The 19,605-nt window shown below is 63.4% G+C and carries 19 protein-coding genes and 1 pseudogene; 10 read left to right on the top strand and 10 right to left on the bottom strand.

The genetic code is table 11. From position 1 onward, the window contains the following. Positions 1 to 13: 13 nt before the first annotated feature. The 3 genes and pseudogenes from ACQ4WO_RS06655 to ACQ4WO_RS06645 form a co-directional block, all read left to right on the top strand. Positions 14 to 1,513, top strand: a pseudogene (locus ACQ4WO_RS06655) (MFS transporter); the annotation flags it as partial. Positions 1,514 to 1,731: 218 nt separating this feature from the next. Beyond that, on the top strand, positions 1,732 to 3,300 hold the full coding sequence (locus tag ACQ4WO_RS06650) for an EAL domain-containing protein (RefSeq protein ID WP_436480718.1): 1,569 nt from the start codon (positions 1,732 to 1,734) through the stop codon (positions 3,298 to 3,300). After that, complete coding sequence (locus ACQ4WO_RS06645; protein WP_436480717.1) at positions 3,297 to 3,650, top strand: hypothetical protein; 354 nt, start codon at positions 3,297 to 3,299, stop codon at positions 3,648 to 3,650. The genes ACQ4WO_RS06650 and ACQ4WO_RS06645 overlap by 4 nt, the downstream gene beginning before the upstream one ends. Positions 3,651 to 3,653: 3 nt before the next feature. Here ACQ4WO_RS06645 and ACQ4WO_RS06640 read toward each other — a convergent pair whose 3' ends face one another. Further along, a complete protein-coding gene (locus tag ACQ4WO_RS06640; RefSeq protein ID WP_436480716.1) occupies positions 3,654 to 5,006 on the bottom strand; it encodes a serine hydrolase in 1,353 nt (450 codons plus the stop codon). 102 nt (positions 5,007 to 5,108) lie between these two features. Continuing rightward, positions 5,109 to 6,056: a VirK/YbjX family protein gene (locus ACQ4WO_RS06635; protein WP_436480715.1), complete on the bottom strand. Its 948-nt coding sequence runs from the start codon at positions 6,054 to 6,056 to the stop codon at positions 5,109 to 5,111. 208 nt (positions 6,057 to 6,264) lie between these two features. On the opposite strand from ACQ4WO_RS06635, the gene ACQ4WO_RS06630 reads away from it, so the two are divergent. Both ACQ4WO_RS06630 and ACQ4WO_RS06625 read left to right on the top strand, forming a co-directional pair. Further along, on the top strand, positions 6,265 to 6,816 hold the full coding sequence (locus ACQ4WO_RS06630) for a hypothetical protein (RefSeq protein ID WP_436480714.1): 552 nt from the start codon (positions 6,265 to 6,267) through the stop codon (positions 6,814 to 6,816). 3 nt (positions 6,817 to 6,819) lie between these two features. Beyond that, positions 6,820 to 7,266, top strand: coding sequence for a GNAT family N-acetyltransferase (locus tag ACQ4WO_RS06625; RefSeq protein ID WP_436480713.1), 447 nt, complete (start codon positions 6,820 to 6,822; stop codon positions 7,264 to 7,266). Between the two features lie 45 nt (positions 7,267 to 7,311). On the opposite strand, the gene ACQ4WO_RS06620 is transcribed toward ACQ4WO_RS06625, so the two are convergent. Further along, positions 7,312 to 8,334 carry a DNA-binding protein gene (locus ACQ4WO_RS06620; protein ID WP_436480712.1) on the bottom strand — a complete coding sequence of 341 codons (1,023 nt, stop codon included), beginning with the start codon at positions 8,332 to 8,334 and terminating at the stop codon, positions 7,312 to 7,314. A gap of 221 nt (positions 8,335 to 8,555) precedes the next feature. Here ACQ4WO_RS06620 and ACQ4WO_RS06615 point away from each other — a divergent pair, with 221 nt between their 5' ends. Further along, positions 8,556 to 9,575 (top strand): tyrosine-type recombinase/integrase, encoded by a 1,020-nt coding sequence (locus tag ACQ4WO_RS06615; RefSeq protein ID WP_436480711.1) that lies wholly within the window; start codon positions 8,556 to 8,558, stop codon positions 9,573 to 9,575. A 610-nt stretch (positions 9,576 to 10,185) separates the two neighbouring features. Here the strand turns inward: ACQ4WO_RS06615 and ACQ4WO_RS06610 are convergent. From ACQ4WO_RS06610 to ACQ4WO_RS06600, 3 genes are read right to left on the bottom strand one after another with little or no spacing between them, the layout of a single operon-like run. Then, a complete protein-coding gene (locus tag ACQ4WO_RS06610; RefSeq protein ID WP_034748275.1) occupies positions 10,186 to 10,638 on the bottom strand; it encodes a PaaI family thioesterase in 453 nt (150 codons plus the stop codon). A 32-nt stretch (positions 10,639 to 10,670) separates the two neighbouring features. Continuing rightward, on the bottom strand, positions 10,671 to 11,162 hold the full coding sequence (locus tag ACQ4WO_RS06605; RefSeq protein ID WP_436480710.1) for a MarR family winged helix-turn-helix transcriptional regulator: 492 nt from the start codon (positions 11,160 to 11,162) through the stop codon (positions 10,671 to 10,673). A gap of 45 nt (positions 11,163 to 11,207) precedes the next feature. Then, positions 11,208 to 12,383: a citrate synthase family protein gene (locus ACQ4WO_RS06600; protein ID WP_436480709.1), complete on the bottom strand. Its 1,176-nt coding sequence runs from the start codon at positions 12,381 to 12,383 to the stop codon at positions 11,208 to 11,210. A gap of 91 nt (positions 12,384 to 12,474) precedes the next feature. Here ACQ4WO_RS06600 and ACQ4WO_RS06595 point away from each other — a divergent pair, with 91 nt between their 5' ends. After that, complete coding sequence (locus ACQ4WO_RS06595; protein WP_436480708.1) at positions 12,475 to 13,017, top strand: GNAT family N-acetyltransferase; 543 nt, start codon at positions 12,475 to 12,477, stop codon at positions 13,015 to 13,017. 22 nt (positions 13,018 to 13,039) lie between these two features. Further along, positions 13,040 to 14,095, top strand: a complete 1,056-nt coding sequence (locus tag ACQ4WO_RS06590; protein WP_436480707.1) for an NAD(P)/FAD-dependent oxidoreductase — start codon at positions 13,040 to 13,042, stop codon at positions 14,093 to 14,095. Here ACQ4WO_RS06590 and ACQ4WO_RS06585 read toward each other — a convergent pair. The 3 genes from ACQ4WO_RS06585 to ACQ4WO_RS06575 all read right to left on the bottom strand — a co-directional run bounded on the left by ACQ4WO_RS06585 (position 14,051) and on the right by ACQ4WO_RS06575 (position 16,232). After that, on the bottom strand, positions 14,051 to 14,557 hold the full coding sequence (locus tag ACQ4WO_RS06585; protein ID WP_436480706.1) for a hypothetical protein: 507 nt from the start codon (positions 14,555 to 14,557) through the stop codon (positions 14,051 to 14,053). The two genes, ACQ4WO_RS06590 and ACQ4WO_RS06585, sit on opposite strands and share 45 nt — an antisense overlap. 4 nt (positions 14,558 to 14,561) lie before the next feature. Beyond that, the gene (locus tag ACQ4WO_RS06580; protein ID WP_436480705.1) at positions 14,562 to 15,179 is read right to left on the bottom strand and encodes a hypothetical protein; all 618 of its coding nucleotides are present in this window, start codon (positions 15,177 to 15,179) and stop codon (positions 14,562 to 14,564) included. Between the two features lie 171 nt (positions 15,180 to 15,350). Beyond that, the gene (locus ACQ4WO_RS06575) at positions 15,351 to 16,232 is read right to left on the bottom strand and encodes a LysR family transcriptional regulator (RefSeq protein ID WP_034748268.1); all 882 of its coding nucleotides are present in this window, start codon (positions 16,230 to 16,232) and stop codon (positions 15,351 to 15,353) included. A 97-nt stretch (positions 16,233 to 16,329) separates the two neighbouring features. Here ACQ4WO_RS06575 and ACQ4WO_RS06570 point away from each other — a divergent pair, with 97 nt between their 5' ends. Then, complete coding sequence (locus ACQ4WO_RS06570; RefSeq protein WP_436480704.1) at positions 16,330 to 16,926, top strand: GNAT family N-acetyltransferase; 597 nt, start codon at positions 16,330 to 16,332, stop codon at positions 16,924 to 16,926. Between the two features lie 128 nt (positions 16,927 to 17,054). Further along, positions 17,055 to 18,545: an MFS transporter gene (locus ACQ4WO_RS06565; RefSeq protein ID WP_436481175.1), complete on the top strand. Its 1,491-nt coding sequence runs from the start codon at positions 17,055 to 17,057 to the stop codon at positions 18,543 to 18,545. A gap of 4 nt (positions 18,546 to 18,549) precedes the next feature. Here the strand turns inward: ACQ4WO_RS06565 and ACQ4WO_RS06560 are convergent, their stop codons facing one another. Continuing rightward, on the bottom strand, positions 18,550 to 19,602 hold the full coding sequence (locus tag ACQ4WO_RS06560; protein WP_436480703.1) for an alpha/beta fold hydrolase: 1,053 nt from the start codon (positions 19,600 to 19,602) through the stop codon (positions 18,550 to 18,552). Positions 19,603 to 19,605: the final 3 nt, after the last annotated feature.

The raw sequence follows: 19,605 nt of genomic DNA, 5'->3' as shown, positions 1-19,605 counted from the left end.
TGCTTACAATCGGGGCATGAAAAATACCAACTGGACTTTATATACGTGCTCGGGCGTGTGTGCGCTGATCATGCTCGACACCAACGTCGTGGCCGTCTCTTTGCCGTCGATCGCCCGCTCGCTCAACGCCAGCTTCGTCGACGTGGAATGGGTGGTCAGCGCCTACATGCTGGCGTTCGCCTCGTTCCTGCTGCCAGCCGGCGGCATCGCCGACCGCCTGGGGCGGCGCAGGGTCATGCTGTATGGCCTCTCCGTGTTCGCGCTGGCGTCGCTGCTGTGCGGCTTGGCGTGGACGCCGTTCGTGCTCAACGTGGCGCGCGCCGTCAAGGGACTCGGTGCCGCGCTGCTGCTGACCTCCGCCTTGGCCGTCATCGGCCACACGTTTCATGCGGAAAAGGAGCGGGCGCGCGCCTGGTCCGTGTGGGGCGCGGCCATGGGTGTGGCCATGACGGTGGCGCCCTTCTTGGGCGGCCTGATCACGAGCGCCATCAACTGGCGCTGGATTTTCTACCTGAACCTGCCCGTCGTCGCCATGTTGATGTGGCTGGTAGGCAAGCACGTGGACGAGTCGAAGGATGCGTCCAACGCCAGTTTCGACCCGCTCGGCGCGGCATTATTCTCCGCCGGACTGTTCGCCATCATCTGGGGCTTGATCGACGCCAGCGTGGCGGGCTGGTCCAGTCGCGCCACCGTGCTGCGCTTCGTAACCGGCGCGGCGCTGCTGGCCGTGTTCGTGCTGGTGGAACGGCGCCAGCGCGCGCCCATGGTCGATTTGAGTCTGTTCGGCCGCCGCGTATTCGTCGGCACCGTGCTGGGCATGTTCGGCTATGCGATCGCCGCGCAAGTGATGATGACCTTCCTGCCGCTGTACCTGCAGAACGCCTTCGGCTTTTCCGCCGTGCTGGCCGGCTGCGCCATGCTGCCGTTTGCCGTCGCCATGGTGTTACTGTCCCGTCTGGCGCCGCGCGCCATGCGCCATCTGGACGACCGCGGCATTTTAGTGACGGGCTTGCTGATCGTCGCTGTCGGCAACGTGGCCACGGCGCTGGCCGCCGCCAGCCTGCAGTACGGCTGGGTGGCGGCGGGCATGATCGTCACGGGCGCGGGGGCGGGATTGTTGAACGGCACCACGCAGAAGGCCATCCTTGCCTGCATCCCGCGCGAGCGCACGGGCATGGGCTCGGGCATCAGCACGACGACGCGCTTTGTCGGCATCGTGCTGGCCGTGGGCGCCTTGGGCGCCGTGCTGGCCATGCGCACGGGAGCCTCGTTCGACAAGCTGGCGTGGCTGCACGGCTTGAAGGCCTCACCTGAAATGATAGGGCGCATCGTCGCCGGCAACGCGGCCGACGCTTTCGGCCAGCTACCGCCCACCCTGCAGGCCGTGGCGCAGGAAGCGGCGCGCCACGCCTTCATCGACGGTTTTGCCAGCGTGCTGTACCTGGCTGGCGTACTGGCGGCCGTGGTGGCGGCGCTCGTATTCGTGCTGGCGCGGCCGCTGGAAAAAGTGTAACTGTTCAGCAATATCCGCGTGCGCAGCCTGCACTTGTAATATGATGCCATCGAGCAATACATGGCAATCATATAACACGACTAATCAAGAGCGCCGAACAGAACCGTAGCGAGCGGCAGTGAGTTGTGGCTGAGAAGCGGAGCTGTGCGAATGCACAGTGAGCATCGGAAGCCGCAAATCGCGACGCGCAGTAGGTTATGTTCGGTGCGGAGAATTGCATGCGCAGAAAACGCATCATCGTCACCAGCGTGCTGGTGGCAGTCATCGGCGTGGCCGCCCCCCTGAGCCTGGCCTTCTATTTGTCGTCCGTGCGCGCCGAGCAGGGCGAGCAGGAACGCCTGCGCCTGCTGGCCGGCTATGCGCTCGAGCGCGCGCACCGTTCGATCGCCTCGGCCAGCATGGCCTTGCGCAGCGCCGATGCGCTGGACCTGGCGCCGTGTTCGGAAGCGCATGTCCAGCAGCTGCGCCGCATCACGATCACCACGCGCAGCATCGACGATATCGGCTATGTGGAAAACGGCTTGCTCAAATGCACGTCGAACGGCATCGAGGAAGCACGCATCGCCATCACGCCCGCCGACTTTACCCTCGATAATGGCATGGGCCTCGATTTCAACCTGCGCCCCGTCGTCAGCGGCGGCAAGCGCATGGTGGGGCTGTCTTACCGCGCCTATAAGGTGCTGATCGATCCCGTGCGCTTTTCCGACGTCATCGTCGACAACGATATCCAGATGGCCGTGGCCATCGGTAAGGGCGGCGTGCTCGACACCTTGCACCATCCGGACCCGGCCCTGGTCAAGACCCTGCTTGACGGCAAGGGGGCGATAGGCAACCTTGCCCACGAGGACAGCATTCATGCCATGCTGTACCGCGATGGCTTGACGGCCGTCATGATCGAGCCGCGCAGCAAGCTCAGCGAGAGGCTGCGCCGCGAACAGTTGCTGCTCTTGCCGCTGGGCCTGCTGATGGCCGCCTTCATCGTCGGCATCGTCGTGTGGCTGTCGCGCCGCCGGCTGTCGCTGCGCGGCGAACTGGAAACGGCCGTCGAGCGGCGTGAATTCTTTGTCCACTATCAACCGATCATCGCGCTCGACACGGGCGTGTGCGTGGGCGCCGAGGCGCTGATACGCTGGCGCCGCCCCGACGGCAGCATGATACGCCCCGACCTGTTCATTCCCGTGGCCGAAGAGGCCGAACTGATACTGCCCATCACGGACCAGGTCATCGCTTGCGTGATCGCCGACATGCGCGCCGCGCTGCTGGCCGACCGCGAGCTGCATATCGCCATCAACCTGTGCGCCAGCGACATCGAAACGGGGCGGGTGCTCGACGTGCTGGAACGCGCGCTGGCCGGCACGGGCATCGAGGCGCAGCAGATCTGGCTGGAAGCGACGGAGCGGGGCTTCATCAACGTGGAAGCGGCCCGCGCCACCATCGAAAAGGCCAGGGCACGCGGCCACGCCGTGGCCATCGACGACTTCGGCACCGGTTATTCCAGCCTGTCGAGCTTGCAAAACCTGCCGCTCGACGCCTTGAAAATCGACAAATCCTTCGTCGACTCCATCGGCACGGACGCGGCCACCAGCAGTGTCACGCCGCACATCATCGCCATGGCCCGCACCTTGAACATGCTGATCGTGGCCGAAGGCATCGAAACGCAGCAGCAAGCCGATTATTTGTTGGAACGCAAGGTAGAATTCGGCCAGGGCTGGCTGTTTGCGAAAGCGCTGCCGGCCGCGGAATTCCTCACCTTTTACCGGGCGCGCCGCGCGCCATCGTCCACATGAAACAGCCACGCTTTCCCTATCCCTTGCAGCCGCTGCGCGTTCCCGGCGGCTGGCACATCACCGTCAACACTCTGTTCGAAGTCGACCCGGGCCCTGATACCATGCAATGGTTCAGCAGCGCATTGCTGCTGTGGGGCAGCTGCCGCGACACCGGTTACTGCTTCAATTCGCATTTTGAACCTGAGGACGATCCGCAGGGCGAATTCGTGCTGGAGATGGGCAAGGTGGCATACGACCGCCATGGCAAGATCGTCCAGGGCAGCGATGCCTTCCTCGGCGAGTTTCGCACGCGCAGCAAGGCGGCGTTTGTCGCGCGGGTCGAGCAATTCATGCAGGACCCGGCCGCTTGAATGTTACGGCTTGCGCGGCAAGACGACGTCCTGTCCGCCTTGCTTGAGCACGGCGCCGGCGATCTTGCCCGCCGCATCGCGTGTAAATGCCAGTTCCGCCTCGATGGCGCGGAAGAAAAAGCGATCCTTGGCGCTGGCAAACAAGGGGGCTGATCCGAGACCCGTTCCGGCCGCCTCCAGGCCCTGCTTGCCCAAGGCCACGGTCAACGTGAATTCCGCGCCCAGCGGATACTCGCCCACGTATTCGGCCAGTGCCGCGCGCGGCAGCTCGATGGCGGCCTGCGGCTTTTTCAGCGGCGGCAACGGTGTGCCGGGCAGCAGGGCGGCCAAGCCCAGCGCATCGACCTCGCGCACCGTGTTGGTCAGCACTATCACGCCCCGCTTGCCGTCCGTCGTGAACGCCGCATAGCTGGCGTAGCCGCCCGTCTGGCCGTTGTGCCAGGCGTAGTTGCGTCCCTGTTGCTGTTCCAGCAGCCAGGCCAGGCCGATTTTCGAGCCGCTGTCGGGCGCCAGCGGACGCTGCGGCTGGATGGCCAACGCATACGGGCGCAGCGGTTTATACATGTGGGCTTGCAGATAGGCGATCATGTCGCGCGCGCTCGAATACACGCCGCCGGCCGGCGCCACCACGTTCATATTCCATGCTGGCGTCGGCTCGCCCGACAGCAAATGGCCGGGCGCCAGGCGCGCCAGCATGCCGTGCGTGGGCTTGTTCGAAGTGGAACGCATGCCCAGCGGCACGGCGATGCGCTTTTGCAGCAATGCTTCAAAGCTGGTACCGGCCTGTGCCGCCACGGCCGTGCCCAGCACGGCGTAGCCGATATTGGAGTATTCAAGTTTCGTGCCCGGCGCATACGGCAGATGATAGGCGGCAAGAAACTGCCGCTGTTTGGCTTCCGTGTAGTCGGCATACGGATTGGCCGGCTCCTTGGGCGCGAAGTTGTCGGGCAGGCGCGGCAGCGAGGAGTAGTGCGTGGCCAGGTCGAGCAGACTGATCGTCTTGCCCTCGAACGCAGGCACCGTATAGCCGGGCAATAATGCCGCCACCGGCTCATCGAGTTTGACCTTGTTTTGGACGACGGCGTCGGCCAGCAGCAAGCCCGTCATGGTCTTGGTGACGGAACCGATCTGGTAGACGGTATCGGCGCCCGGCTTGGCGTTCTTGCCGGCATGTACGCTGCCAAAGCCGTACACGGCGCTGTCCTTGCCGTCGATGATGGCGATGACGATGCTCGCGTGCATGCCCGTGCGGGTGAGTTCCTCGGCGCGCTGGCGCACTGCGTCGTCCAGCACGGGCGCGGCCAGGGCGGCGCTGCCGAGCAGGCAAAGGGGGAGGAAAGTAAAAGTGGGTGTCATGGGAACCTTGTCCTGGGTGGGTCGAATGCACGCCAGTGCCTCGATAAGATGTCTGGCATGTCAAGTGAAGGATACGGCCGCAACATGAAGGTTGCCTGAGTTTTATGACATGGTTATCGGCTTGGCAATGCTTGTGCCTGCTCCATTGTCAGCCGTCGGCGCTTCCAGAAAATCCGCCAGCTGCGCGCGCATGCCGTCGGCCATGTCTTGCAGCAATTCGCCGCGCCGCCGCGCATCGGCGCGCTTTCTCGATGGCACGCCGGCCAGATCGGGCGCGCGGTAGGGTGCGCAGGGCAAGTGATAATTGCCGTCGCGCATACGCAAGGCGTGCAACTCCTGCCACGCCAGGTCGTAGTCGGCGGCGATATGGCGCCGGCGCCGCGCATTCAGGGCGATGCGGTTGTCATTGCTGATCAAGAACAGGTTATTGCAGGCAAAAAAGTCGCCGAAATCGCGCAAGGCCGCCACCATCAGGTTTTTCGGGCGGCAACCGTGCAGCGCCCGCGTGGCTTCCTTGACGGCCAGCTTGCCCGCTTCCGAGCGCAAGCCTTGCAGCGCGCCCAGCTGCAGCGAGACGCCATCGGCGCGCGGCACGAACAAAAAGCTGGCCAGGTACAGGGGCTGGCCATCGCGCATCAGGCGCAGGCACAGTTCGCCTTCACGGTAGCTGTCGTGGATGGCCGTCAGTTGCAAGCGGTACAGCGCCGCGTCCTTGCCTTCGAACGCGGCCAGCACCACGGGTCTGCGCGCGGCCCGCTCGACCAGGGCGCGGGCGCCTGCTTGCCACAGGAAGCGGTAATGTCCTTCCAGCAAGGCCAGGCGATCCGCGCAACCGAGCTGACGCGAGGCGTAAGGGCGGTAAATCTTGAAGCGCAGGCAAGGATGCAGCTGCGCCAGCGAGTGCAGGCCCGGCATGCTGCCCAGGAAAGCTTGCCAGCGCGAGCGCTGGCGGGGAAAGAAGAGGGCGCCCAGCGCCGCTTTCAGGCGGTGGCCGCTGGCGGGGTGCGGCAAAGCGGCGCCGTGGCGCAGGGTCAAAGCGATGTCATTCATGGTTCTGCCGGTAAAGGGCAGGCGCTGCACAATGAGAGCCTTGCCGACATGAATGCTACGTGGGCCAGGTGAAGTTCATATTAAGAGCCTGTTCCAGCAGATGAATACATCCGCTGCTGACTCCCATCAGCGGGAACGGCAGATATAATTGGGCCCAAGGGCGCCGCCGTAGCCCTGAATACTGCCCCAAACCAAAGCGAACGAACACTTGAGACATTATCTGTATATCTGGCACGACCCGACCGGGCGCATGCTCGTCGCTTCCGGCATCGAATTCAAGGATGTCATCCCCACGCTCGGCGAGGCTGACGGCATCGTGCTGCGCAGGGGCAGCGCCGGCACAATCAAAAAACCTGCCGCCTTCCATACCTTGGCGCGGCAACAACTACCAGCCCTGGTGCTCGAAGACATGCACGCGTGGGGCAGCCATGCCTGGGCCGACTGGCAGGGCGCGTCACCGGCATCCCCGGATGCGGATGTGACCGCGATGCTCGACCACCGTGGCGCGCTCTCGCCACTACCCGCCTTGCGCAGCCGCTTTCTTGCCTTTGCCCATGACGACGGCTGGTATCTGAAACTGTTTTATGGGGAATGGGACGACGTGGCGGCCTTGCTCGCTAGCGTCATCCCGCCAGCCCTGGGCACGCTCGATCTGGCGGCACTGCAGCAGGGAGGTGACGGCTACTGGTTGCAGGACGGCACAGTCCAGGCGGAGCTGAAAACCCATGATATCGACAGCGTGCTGAACCGCCGTCTGTAAGGAATGGATAGCGCGCCAGCCATGTGCCTGATTCGTCCTTTCGCCAATGCGGACACGCAGCCCTGCACCGTCATCCTGGCCCTGGCCGGACGCGACGCCTTCGGCCCCGTCGCCGGCAGCGCTACTTTTACGGCGGCGACGCAGGGTGAAGCCATCCTCGTTGCCGAACGCGGCGGCATCGTCACCGGCTTTGCCGCCGTGTACACGGGCGATGCCCCCGATTACTTCCTGCACCGCCTGTATGTGCACCCGGCGCACAGCGGCTCGGGCATCGGCGGGCAACTGCTGGCGGCCGTCGTGGCGCGCTATGGCCCCCGCCTGAGCCTGAAAACGCAGCTGAGCAATAGGGGCGCGCGGCGCTTTTATGCGCGCGCGGGCTGGGCCGAAGATACGGCAGACAGCGGCGTGGACGCCATCGGCGCGTGGATCCGGGTGCGCTACCGGCAGTAAAGCGTCAGATGCAGCGAGGCGCGCAAGGCAGCCATATAGACAGGTTCAAACATCGCGCTTCTCCTTGCTATCCGAAAGCAGGGCCATGCGCGCCGCCATGCCGGCATTATCGCGCAGCAAGCCGTCGCGCTCCTGCGCCAAGGCCTCCATTTTCTGCTGCGATAGTTGCCCGTTCTCCGCCAGCATGTCGAGCTGCCGGTCTTGCGCCGCCAGGGCTACTTTGGCGTCGTTCAGCGCCAGCAAGGCCGTATCGAGCTTGGCCAGCAGGGCGTCGGCCGACGCGGCCGCCTGCAAGTACTGAAATTCGAACTGGTCGCGTTCGGGACGTACGGTAGCCAGCGCTGCGCGGTCGGCGGCCGCTTCATCAGCCAGGCGCGTATGCTCCGCCTGCAGCTGTACCAGCCGCATGTCTTGCTGCACCAAGGTCGCTTGCTGGCCTTGCAGGCGCTGCCGCAGCTGGGCGTTCTCCTGCTCCAGGCGGCTCTCTCGTTGCTGCGCCTGGGCCCGTTCCTCGTTGCGCTGGGCGGCCGCCGCTTCCTGGTAATGGTCGAACTGCGAGCGCACTTGCGCCAGCTGGCGGTGCAGCGCCGCGATTTCCTCGCCCCGGTCGGCCAGGCGCTGCGTCAGGCCGGCGTTGTCGCTGTGCAGGGTGGCCAGGGTGACGGCGCGAAAATGATGCTCTTCCTTCAGTTGCGCCAGCGCGTGCTGGGTGGCGCGCAATTCCTGGGTGAGGGCGGCGCGCGCCTCCGTCAGTTTCAACCGCTCCGTTTCCGTCTTCTTCAGCTTTTCCAGCGCCGCGTCGAGTTCGGCGCGGTTTTGCTGCATGCCCGTTTCCAGTTGCTGCGCCACGTCGCGCTGCTGCTTCTCATAGACGCCGCGCATCGCTTCCATCAGCTCGGCCGGCAAGCCCGATTCCGTTTTCACGGCGCCCGCGCCCTGGAACTCCTCTTTCCAGCGCTTGAGCAGGGGCGCGATGGTGCTCTTGCTGCCCGTGCTGCCCAGCGCTTCGCGCACGCTGTCGACCGTGGGATTGCGCCCATCGGCAGTGACGATTTGGGCTGCTTTCATAACATCAGAGTACAAAATGCCGGTGCGGGCCATAAAACCACCTATGAGCGAAATTTAGTAACATATTACATGATACGTAATATCGAATAATATTACGATATAAATTTTCGTGATTTTTGAAAAACATAAGTCACGATAAGATCGCTTATCGCGTGTTATGGGGATGCTTTGCATGCTATTCTGCGTGTCTCCCAGTACAAAACCGCGATTTCGCCGCCGCCATGCCCGATCTGCCCCTCTCGAAACACCGTATTGCCGCGTCCAAAAGCACAGCCATCGCCACTGCGCCATTACACGGCGCCCTGATCGATGCGGCGCTGGCCGCGCGCCACCAGGCGTTTCTCGCCGCCGCCACGTCCGATAACACGCGCCGCACCTACCGTTCCGCCATCCGCCACTTCCAGGCCTGGGGCGGGGCGCTGCCCGCCGACGAGTCCACCGTCATCCGCTACCTGATGGCCTATGCGGACAGCCTGAACGCGCGCACCCTGGCCCTGCGCCTGACGGCCCTGTCGCAATGGCATCTGTACCAGGGCTTTGCCGACCCCGCGTCCACACCCACCGTGCGCAAGACCCTGGCCGGCATCGCCCGCCTGCACGGCAAGCCGAAAAAGAAGGCCAAGGCCCTGCCTCTGGAAGACTTGGAAGCGATCGTCGCAAAACTGGCCGCACTGGGAACGAACAAGGCCTTGCGCGACAGCGCCTTGCTGCAGCTGGGATTTTTTGGCGGTTTCCGGCGCAGCGAACTGGTGGGATTGACTGTGGAAGACGTGAGCTGGGAGCCGCAGGGCATGGTGATCACCTTGCCCCGCTCGAAAACGGACCAACTGGGGGAGGGCATCGTCAAGGCGATTCCGTTCGGCGACGGCGTCTGCTGCCCGGCCACGGTCTTGCGCGCCTGGCTGGCTGCGGCGCACATCCGCACGGGGCCGCTCTTGCGCACGGTGAACCAGTGGGGGCACGTGGGAGGAAAGGGATTGCACGCGAGCAGCATCAACACGATACTGGAAGGTTGCGCCAGGCTGGCGGAGCTCGCTTACGTGCCGGAACTATCGAGCCACAGCTTGCGTCGCGGCATGGCCACCAGCGCCCACCGGGCCGGCGCCGATTTCCAGGCCATCAAGCGCCAGGGCGGTTGGCGCCACGACGGCACCGTGCATGGCTATATAGAAGAGGCGGGGCGCTTCGAGGAGAATGCGGCGGGGAGTTTGTTGAAGGGGAAGAGGAAGGCGGCGGGGTGAGGGCGCCCGACAACACCTTGCAGTGGACCGCCAGCAAGGATTTGAACAGTGGGTGCGTTGGTCATTCAGCTGATGACATACCCTAGCAAATACAGTAGCACCGTAAAGACTGCCAGCAGCAAGAGTCTGCTCAGTTTTTTAGATGTGGTAACGCCAGGCCGTGCGCTAAGCCATCCCGTCACCGCAAAAATGAACGATGGACCAAGAATATAGGCTACAAGCGCGCCAGTGACCCACCAGGGCACCGAACACGGCCCTATTTCATAGCAAGCGCTGGAGTCGCGGTGTAGCAGCTTGATATGAAACCTGAACGGCAGGTGACTGCCGGCGAACATTGCAGCCCAGCTTGTTAGCAGTCCAGCAATAAGAAACCCGACCGATAAGCTGATACGTTTCACTTGACCTCCCAAAACAGGATGAGCCTCGCGTTGTTCAAGTCCGAGTAGCCAATCGAGGTGCCGGGGAATAGGTGATGTTGAATTTTTGGCGCCAGCTTGGTTCTCGTCACGAATCCCGATTAGCACGGGCGGAATGGTTCAGTGTATGGCAGTGTTGCTCCCATGGCAAGCCTGCGGCACGTGCCAGGCTTCCGCGAGTGTGCCGGGCCGTATCATGCGGCCGCTTGTTCCCGGGGGCGGATGATCATGCAGGTGGCCGTCGCGTGCGCGTAGACTTTACCGGCTTCGTCGCGGATCGTGCCTTCGGAAATGACCAGGTTGCGTCCCGCATTGATGACTTTGCCTTCCGCGTAGACCGTCACGTTGAAGGGCAGGGGACGGCACATCTTGATGTTCAGGTCCGTCGTGCCGTAGCTTTCGCCGGCCGGCAAGACCGTGTGCGTGGCGCAGCCCGTGACGGTGTCGAGCACGGTGGCCGCGAAACCGCCATGCACGCCGCCCATGGGATTGGTGTGCGTTTCATTTGCCGTCGCCGTGAAAATGACACGGCCGTGCTCGACCGTGTGCGCGTCCATGGGCATGGTCTTGGAAATGCCGGGCCGTGGGAACAGGCCTTGCGCGAAAGCTTGCATCAGTTGCAAGCCGGTCATGTCGTTCGGGTGCATGGGTAACTCCTGTGTGGTGATGTGGGGATGCGTCAGACGTCCTGCGCAAAACGCAGGCGCGAGGCGTGCAGCAGGAAGCGGGCGACAACGGCCAGTTCTTCCTCGCTGAAACCTTGCTTCAGTTGTTCATTCAGGCTGTCGAGCAGGGGCAGGGCGGCGGCCAGTACTTCACCTCCCCTGGGCGACATGTGCAGGGTGCCGGCGCGCGCATCGAGCGCCGACTGGCCGCGCACGATCAGGCCGTTTTCTTCCATGCGCGTCACCAGCCCCGTCACGGCCGAGTTTTTCAATTGCAGCGCCCGCCCCAGATCCTTCAATTGGCAGCCTTCCTCGCCCTTCAGGGCAAACAGGGCGACGACTTGCGTGCCGGAAAATCCCAGTTCGCTGGTGAAGACGGCATCGGCCGAGCGAAACAGGTTCTGGCGCGCCAGATTGAGCAGATTGAACAGCCGCGGCGAGCGCTCGCCCAGCGGGCAGACGGCGGCATCGGGGACGACTGAAGTGGGGGAAATATTGGTACGCATGCGAAGTATACTACTACGTATGCGTAATAAATCAAGTGATGATTTCTAATCTCGCTGGTGGCGCCCGATGTAGCGGGCGCGGGGACGTATCAGGGCCTCGGTGGCGGCTTGCTCGTTGGCATGCGCGATCCAGCCAGCCGAGCGGGCCAGCGCAAACACGCTCATGCCCGCGCCCTCGGGCCAGCCGAACGCCAGCTCCATGGCCGCCAGCGCCAGGTCGGCATTCGGGTGCGCATCGAGCAATTCTCCCGCCGTGGCACAGACGGACAGGATGGCGCCCAGCTGCGGGGACTTGTGCGACAGCGCCGACAGGCGGTCCAGCAAATACGCGGCGCGCGGGTCGCCTTGCGGATACAGCGGGTGGCCAAAGCCGGCGAATTCCGGCGCGACGGTCGTGTAGTATTTGCCGATGGCATCCCTGACGTCCGGCGCGGCCAGCGCCTGCGTCAACATGCACCTGGCCGCCGCGCTGCCGCCGCCGTGCCTGTCTCCGGACAAGGCCGCCAGCCCCGCGCCCAGCGCGGCGGGCAAACTGGCGCCCGTCGACGCGACGCAGCGCACGGCAAAGGTCGACGCATTCAATTCATGGTCGGCCAGCAGCACGAGGGCGGCGCGCAGCAATTCAGTCTGGTCCGTGTCGGTCTGGTACGCCTGGGCCAGCTGCCGGTGCAGCGGCAAGGCGGACGGCGCCGTCTGCAGCAGGGCGGCGGCCAGGATGCGCATCAAGGCGGGGCCCGACTGCAGCATGTCCGCAGGCGCTGGCAGGGACGACAGCATGGCCATGGCCAGCATGGCGCGCGCCAGCGGCGGCGCATCCGGCACGCTGGCCAGGCCCTGCGGCAAGACAGGCGCATCTCGCTGGAAATAGTCGCCCGCACCGTCGTCCCACAGCAGGCTGGCGGCCGCCTCCAGGGTCGCGTTCCGTGCCAGCGCCGTCGCATCGCAGCCCCGATACAGCAGCCGCCCATCGAGAATGTGGGAAATCTTTGTTTCCAGCACGGGCAAGCCCCAGTGCATGGCGGCCACGGCCGTCTGGCCGCCGCGCTTGGCGTCATTCTTGCGCGCCGCCAGGCGCAGCACGTCTTCCTGCGGATAGCGCTTGCGGCGCGATTCTCCATTGCTGACGGAGGTCAGCAGACCCCGGCTTACATAGGAATACAGGGTGGGCAGGCTGACGCCCAGCAGGCGCGCCGCGTCAAGGGCGGATAAGTCGTTTTTCATGGCGGCGATTGTATCTGTATATTGATTCGTGGAATCAAGATTGACGGGCCGCGTGGCGCGTCACTAGACTCATGCCTTTCCAGGAGTCTCCATGAGTACACACACGATTCGCACCCTGCGCCCCGGCGACGCCGCGCCGCTGCTGGCCTTCGAACTAGCCAACCGGGCCTGGTTCGAGCGCCATATCGACCGGCGCCCGGACGCTTTTTACAGCATCGACGGCATCCAGATGCATGTCGCGCAATTCCTGGATGAGCATGCGCAGGGCCGCATGCACCCCTGCGTCATCGTGGACGAGCGCGGCGAGCTGATCGGGCGCGCCAACCTCAAGGATATCGACGGGCAGGCCCGAACCGCCGAAGTCGGCTACCGCATCGGCGAGCAGCAGGCGGGCAAGGGCCTGGCCACGGCCGCGTTGCACCACCTGATCGCCTTGGCGCAAGAGGAATGGCGGCTGGCCAGCCTGTGTGCCTATGCCATCGATGGCAATGCGGCGTCGATCCGCGTGCTGGAACGCTGCGGTTTCGTGCAGGGAATGGCCGTGCCAGATATTGCCATCGTGGCAGGCAATGTTGTCGATGGCCATGCCTATGCGCTGGATTTGCGGGCGGCTGGGGTAGACTCTGCCCTGTGATAAATAAACAAAGTTGTCAGATATGAATAATAAGGCCCCAAAACGCATCGTCGTCATCGGCGCCGGCATCGTGGGCGCGTCGCTCGCGTACCACCTGGCCAGCAAGGGGACGCAAGTCACCGTGGTCGAGGCGGGAGCCATTGCTTCCGGCGTGACGGGCACCTCGTTTGCGTGGATTAACACGTCCTGCGCCGGGACTGACCCCATTGCGGTCCTGCGCGGCGGCGCCATCGCGGCCTATCGCCGGCTGGAAACGCAGGTGCCCGGCTTGACCGTGCGCTGGCATGGCGCCTTGTCGTATGGCACGCAGGATGGGCGGGTGTCGCCCGAATCCATCTTGGTGGGCCGCTCGCGCATCGCCCAGCTTGAACCGCATCTCAGGCAGCCGCCGGAACAGGCCGTCCACGAGCCGGAGCAGGGCGCGCTCGACGCCGTTGCCGCGACGCATGCCTTGCTGGCAGCGGCCCGGGCGCTGGGCGCGACCGTCCGCACGCACACGCCCGTGCTGGGCTTTGCCGTCCGGGACGCAAAGGTGACGGGCGTGGAAACGGCCGCGGGCCTCATCGAAACAGACGTGGTCGTGCTGGCGGCAGGCACAGGTACCGCCAAACTGGCCGAACAGCTGGGCGCCAGCCTGCCCATCCACGCATCGCCCGCGATTTTCATGCGCTACCAGGCGCCACCCGGTCTGGTGCGTGGCATTATTTCCAGCGATGCAATGGAAGTGCGGCAAGACGAAGACGGGACCATGCTGGCAGCGGAAGACTACGTGGACGACGCGCCGGACAATCAGCCCGCCGCCATGGCGCAGCGCACGGCCAGCGCCATCCGCAACGAACTGGAAGGCGCCGAGTCCATCGCGCCGGCATTCGCCTGCGTCGGCCTGCGCCCCATGCCCTTTGACGGCGTGCCCATCATCGGCTATTTGCCGAATATCAAAGGCGCGTACGTGTGCGCCATGCATCCGGGCGTCGTGCTGGCGGCCATCGTGGGCCAGCTTGCCAGCGAGGAAATCGTTACCAGCAAGCCAGTGTCAGCCCTGGAGGCTTGCCGGCCCGCGCGCTTTCTGCGGTGCTGATTCCTGAGGCACAGGCACGACAAATACAGGCAGGACGAACGGCGCGGCCTCCTGCTCATCGCCGTCGTCCGACGGGGTCTGCATATAATGTTCGTTGCGCCAGTCCCCGTTCACCACGAGGTCGGCGATCAGCGCCAGATCCTGCGTTTCGCGCAGCGCGCGGCGAAACGGCAAGCGGCCGTGCGAGCGCGACACTAGGCTGAAGCGCAACTGGCGGCATTGCGCATCGTGCCAGCAATAGAACAGCATCTGCTCGCCAGAAAGCGAGCTGCTGCGGGCCGCGATTAACTCTCCGATGAATTCGACGATATCCGCCGCATGGATCTGCGGCGTTTCCTCGTCCGTGGGCGAAAAGCTCCACATATTGTTTATCGCTTCGTGATTGATATCGTCGGGATCAATGAGCACTTCATCATCTTGCGCCATTTCCAGCCATGCATAGACTGTCTTGCATTTCATCATGTCATTATGCATCCCATGTTTCAAAAGCCGTCCATACCGACCTCCATGCGCCATGCGGAAGTTTGGCCTGCATGGAAAGTGACAGTGCGCCTTCGCCCAAACAATCACCTGGTTGCCATTGTGCATTTTCCAAACTAAGCGCCCGCGCTCTCCCCACGTCGACATTTTTCATTTCAGTTGTGTCATAGCCGATTTCCAGTACTGGATGGAGCACTTTTCCATTGGCTGTCAAATATAAAGTATTGACATGGACCTTGGGTTTGTCAAAACGTTCGTAGAGCCTTGTTGCGGCGGATTTGAAACCCTGGCCAATGGCGATGCTGACGGTCGTTGGGCCATTGCAGCCCAGAAGCGAAGCAAGCGCCCAATAGTCATGATCAGCAGTGACAAGTCTGGTTAAGCAGCGTTCTATCCATGCCGATTCATCAGCTCTGAATTCTTTCCAGTATGGAGAAAATGAATTTTGCAGGTAGCCAACTTCGTGCATCGCCCCAACCAGATTAATCTGCTTGTCCACGCAGGCTATATCTTGTAACAGATGGGCTACGGCTGCGGCGACCGCATACTCGCCTTTGGCCATGGCATTATCTTCGAGTTTTTTCAGTTTGGCGTTAATACTCATTTTTTCCTGGTCATTTAATGCGGTCGTTTTCAATCATTCAAGTTCAAATCATTGTGGATTGTGTCATACCTCGGCCTTTAACTCCGCTTCCTTGTCGTACCGAATCAGCTATCAGGAGCTGGCTTCTTTTGAGCATTAAAACCCCAAGCATTTCCACCTTGACTTGCTACATTACCCCCGCGGCCCATCCGCCAACAACTCCGCCAGCCTGTCCGTCAGCCACAAACTCGTCTCGCTCAGCTTTTTCCCATGTATCGACAGCCGCCGCACAGGCAGGCGCGATAAAGCCAGGGCAGGGCAGGGTACTTCCTGCAAATAGCCCTTGTAGTTGTCGTAATTGGCGATGTTCAGCGGCAAAATCGCCCAGCCCAGCCCGTCCGCGACCATCTCGGCAATACTGTAAAAGCTGTCGGAAAACCAGACGGCGGGGCTGAACGCGTGTTCGCGGTTCAGTTCGGAATCCATGATCAGCTGGCGGTAGCGGGTCAGTTCGTTGCGGCTCACTTCCTGGCCGTGGGCCATGGCGTGGCCCTTTGCCACGAACACGCCTTGCGCCACGCTGCCGATGTGCTGCTGTTCCAGGACGGGGGAGATCGGGCCGCGGTCGAAGTGAAAGGCCACGTCGGCTTGCTGCTGCTCCACGTATTGCGCCACTTCCGACGCCGTGGCGTTGAGCATCACCAGTTCCAGGGCCGGGTAGCGCGCCGCCAGTTCTTTCACCAAAGTGCCGATGGCCAGGTAGGGCAGGGCTTCGTCCAGGGCCAGGGTCAGCTGGGCTTCGGGAGCGGCGCTCAGCAGTTGCGCGCGCAGCTGCAGGCGCTCGGCCTGGCGCAGCAGTTCGCACGCTTCCAGGTGCATGACCTTGCCCGCTTCCGTCAGCACGGCGCTGCGGCGTGAGCGGTCGAACAGTTCCACGCCGAATTCCGCTTCCAGTAAACCAATCGAGGTGCTGACCACCGATTGCGCGCGACCCAGCCGGCGCGCCGCGCCCGAGAAAGAGCCGGCCGCGACGGCCGCTTCAAAGTAGCGCATTTGTTCCAAAGTCCATTGCATGCCATTCACCTATCTGTTTTATAGATGGATTTTAACTTGAATGCCATTCAGGGGCGACATAAAATGTCTTTACATTTTCAACAACACGAGATCCGCCATGAAAAACGCTCAAGCCAATTCACCCGCCATCAGCTTCAGCTGGTGCCACGATGCTACCGCCGAAGACACCTTGTGCAAGCTCTACCTCGACAACGTCAGCGCCGACTATATCTCCCATTCGGAGCTGCAGGGCGAGCGCGCCGATGCGCCCGGCAACTGGCGTGCGGACTTGCCTGAGGTCATCCGTGGCGAAATCCGCGCCGCCCTGTCGCATGACTGGGTGCATGGCGATTCGACCTTGCTGGCTGTCGCCGCGTCGGGCGAGGCCATCGTCGGCATGGCGTTGGTTTCCATCGACACGCGCCAGCGCGCCTCGAAATCGTTCGCCGCGCTCGACGACCTGGTTTTGCTGCCCTCCGTGCGCGGCAGCGGCATCGGCAGCCAGCTGGTGGAATGGGTTGCCGACGAGCTGCACAGTCACGGCGTCGCCCGTCTGTTCCTCGAATGCGGCGCGCACAACTTGACGGCGCAAAAATTCTTCCAGGGCCGTGGTTTCAAGCAAGTATCCGTCGTCATGCTGCGCGAACTTAACGTAGTCGATGCGGCGGTTGCCTTGTCCGCCGCCGTGGATGACAAGGATGCCGATCGTGGCTGACGCCCGCCACCCCCGACCAGCCCAGGCCCGTGGCAGCCTGGAACGCAAATATTTGCGCAGCACCCGCTTTATCCATACCGATAGTTGTTAAAAGTCACACTAAAATCCATGAGTTGTTTATGCATCCAATGAAAAAATGGCTGACGCTGGCCATCGTCTCCAGCGCCTTGTTCCTCATCGTGGTCGACATGACCGTGCTCTACACCGCCTTGCCCGCGCTGACGCGCGACTTGCAGGCCTCTTCCTCGCAAAAACTGTGGATCATCAACGTGTATGCGCTGGTCGTCTCCGGTCTGCTGCCCGGCCTCGGCACCCTCGGTGACCGTTTAAGCCACAAACCCGTTTTCCTTGCCGGCCTGGCCGTGTTCGGCATCGCCTCGCTGTGCGCCGCGTTTTCGCCCGCAGCCGAATGGCTGATCTTTGCCCGCGTGCTGCTGGCCATCGGCGCCGCGCTGATGATGCCGGCCACCTTGTCCATCATCCGCCTGACCTTTACGGACAACCGCGAGCGCTCGTTCGCCATCGGCGTGTGGGCGGCCATCGCCTCGGGCGGCGCCGCGTTTGGCCCCGTGCTCGGCGGTTTCCTGATGGAGCATTTCTGGTGGGGTTCCGTCTTCCTGATCAACGTGCCCATCGTGCTGCTGACCCTGGTGCTGGCCGCCGTCGTCCTGCCGAAACGGGCCGCTAACCGCGACAAACCGTGGGATCTGGTGGGCTCTTTGCAAATCATGATGGGCCTGCTTGGTGGCGTGTATGCGATCAAGGAACTGGGCAAGTCGCAGCCCTCGTATGCGCTGGCTGCCTGTGCATTCGCCGTGGGCGCCTTCTTCATGCTCAAATTCGCGCGCCGCCAGAAGCGGCAAGCCAAGCCGCTGATCGACTTCGCCCTGTTCCGCGAACTGCCGTTTTCCAGCGCCGTGGCCGCCGCCATGGTGGCGTCCGCCGCCCTGATCGGCATGGAACTGGCGCTGAGCCAGCACATGCAGCTGGTGCGGGAATTGTCGCCGCTGGAAGCGGGTCTGCTGCTGTTGCCGTTGCCGCTGGCATCCGTGTTTGCAGGGCCGCTGACGGGCTTCATGCTGCCGCGCGCCGACAAGGCCAAGGTGTTGTGGGGTTCGCTGCTGCTGTCCGGTATCGGCATGGCATCGTATCTGGTGCTGCATGACGCCGCCGTCTCGGCGCAAGTGGCCAGCCTGGTGATCCTGGGCCTGGGCCTGGGCGCCGTCATGACGGCCGCGTCCAGCGCCGTGATGCTGAACGTGGCGCCGCAGCAAGCGGGCATGGCTGCGTCGATCGAGGAAGTGTCGTATGAACTGGGCGCCGTGATCGGTGTGACGGTGCTGGGTACCATCTTGTCGGCCGTCTACAGCGCCACCCTGGTGATACCGGAAAGCGCGGGCCTGTTGCCGAATGCGCATGACACCCTCGATGCGGCACTGCTGGCCGCCGAGCAATTGCCGGCCGAACTGGGCTTGCAAGTGTCGGAACTGGCCCGCTCGGCCTTTGACAAGGCGTTTATCGTTGTGCTGGCCACGGCTTCCGCCATTCTGATGGCGGCCGCAGCCACCATCCGCCACCTGCATCTGCGGGCGCGCCGGGCGATCTCGATCTCGGTCTAATGGATCAGCGCTTCAGCAGCGGCGCCACTTTGTCGCGCAAGACCGTCCATTGGGCGTCGTGCACGGCCTGGTTGGGGTCGTGTCCGGCCCGCTTCACCACGGTAAAATCCTTGGCCGGCGCCGTGATGCTGTCGAAGTAGGTACGCGCGATGACGGGCGAGGTCAGCAAGTCCGCTTCGCCCATGATGAAAAACACGGGCAAGTCAAAGCGCGTACCCAGCGCGGGCAGGTCGACCTTGGCGAACATGCCGTCGCCGCGCATGCCGATGAACTGGATGTACGAGTAGTCGTCGGCTGCCTCGGCCGCCTCCAGGGCTTGCGGCGTGGCATAGAACGGCGCCGGCTGCCACCAGTGTTTCGGTGGCGGATCCGTTGCCAATCCTTCATATTTGCGGTCGAAGCGGCGCAAGATGCCGAAGTTGCACGGATCGCGCCATGGCGGCGCACCGAGCGCCGTCAGCTTGTCCACCGTGGCGGTATCGCCGGCCGCTTGCGCCAGCGCCATCACTTCGCGGTACATGCCGGTCTCATTGTCCCGCGCATTGACCACCTGCGCCGTGCCGATATACGCGTGGAACAGGTCGGGGCGCGCCTTGGCCATGTGCACGCCCAGTATCGATCCCCAGGAACTGCCCATCAAAATGACCTTCCGCTGGCCCAGATGCTGTTCGATATAGCGGGCCACGGCGATGCCGTCATCGCGCATCTGTTCCACCGTCAAGGGCACGTCTTCCGTGGGCCGCTGTTTCGCATACGTCATGCCGGCGCCGCGCTGGTCCCACTGCACCAGGGTGTAGTGGCGCTCCCAGCCGGAGTAGATGGCGTCCGCGTACGGACTGAGCGCATTGCCGGGGCCGCCATGAATGAACAGGATCACGGGATTGCCGCAGGCGGCGCCCGTGACCGTGATCCATTGCTCGATGCCATTGATGGGCACATAGCCTTGTTCGCGGATCGACTGTGCGGGCGAGGCGCAGATGGACGGGGCGGCGGGCGGCGCCGCTTGCGCCACGCCGTAACAAGATAACAGCAGCAATGCCAGGCTCCTGATGCGCATTTC

The organism is Janthinobacterium aestuarii (genome assembly GCF_051380835.1).
In the GTDB taxonomy this organism is placed as follows: domain Bacteria; phylum Pseudomonadota; class Gammaproteobacteria; order Burkholderiales; family Burkholderiaceae_D; genus Janthinobacterium; species Janthinobacterium aestuarii.
The sequence above is the reverse complement of the archived record's forward strand: the minus strand, read 5'-3'. Positions and strand labels throughout refer to the sequence as shown.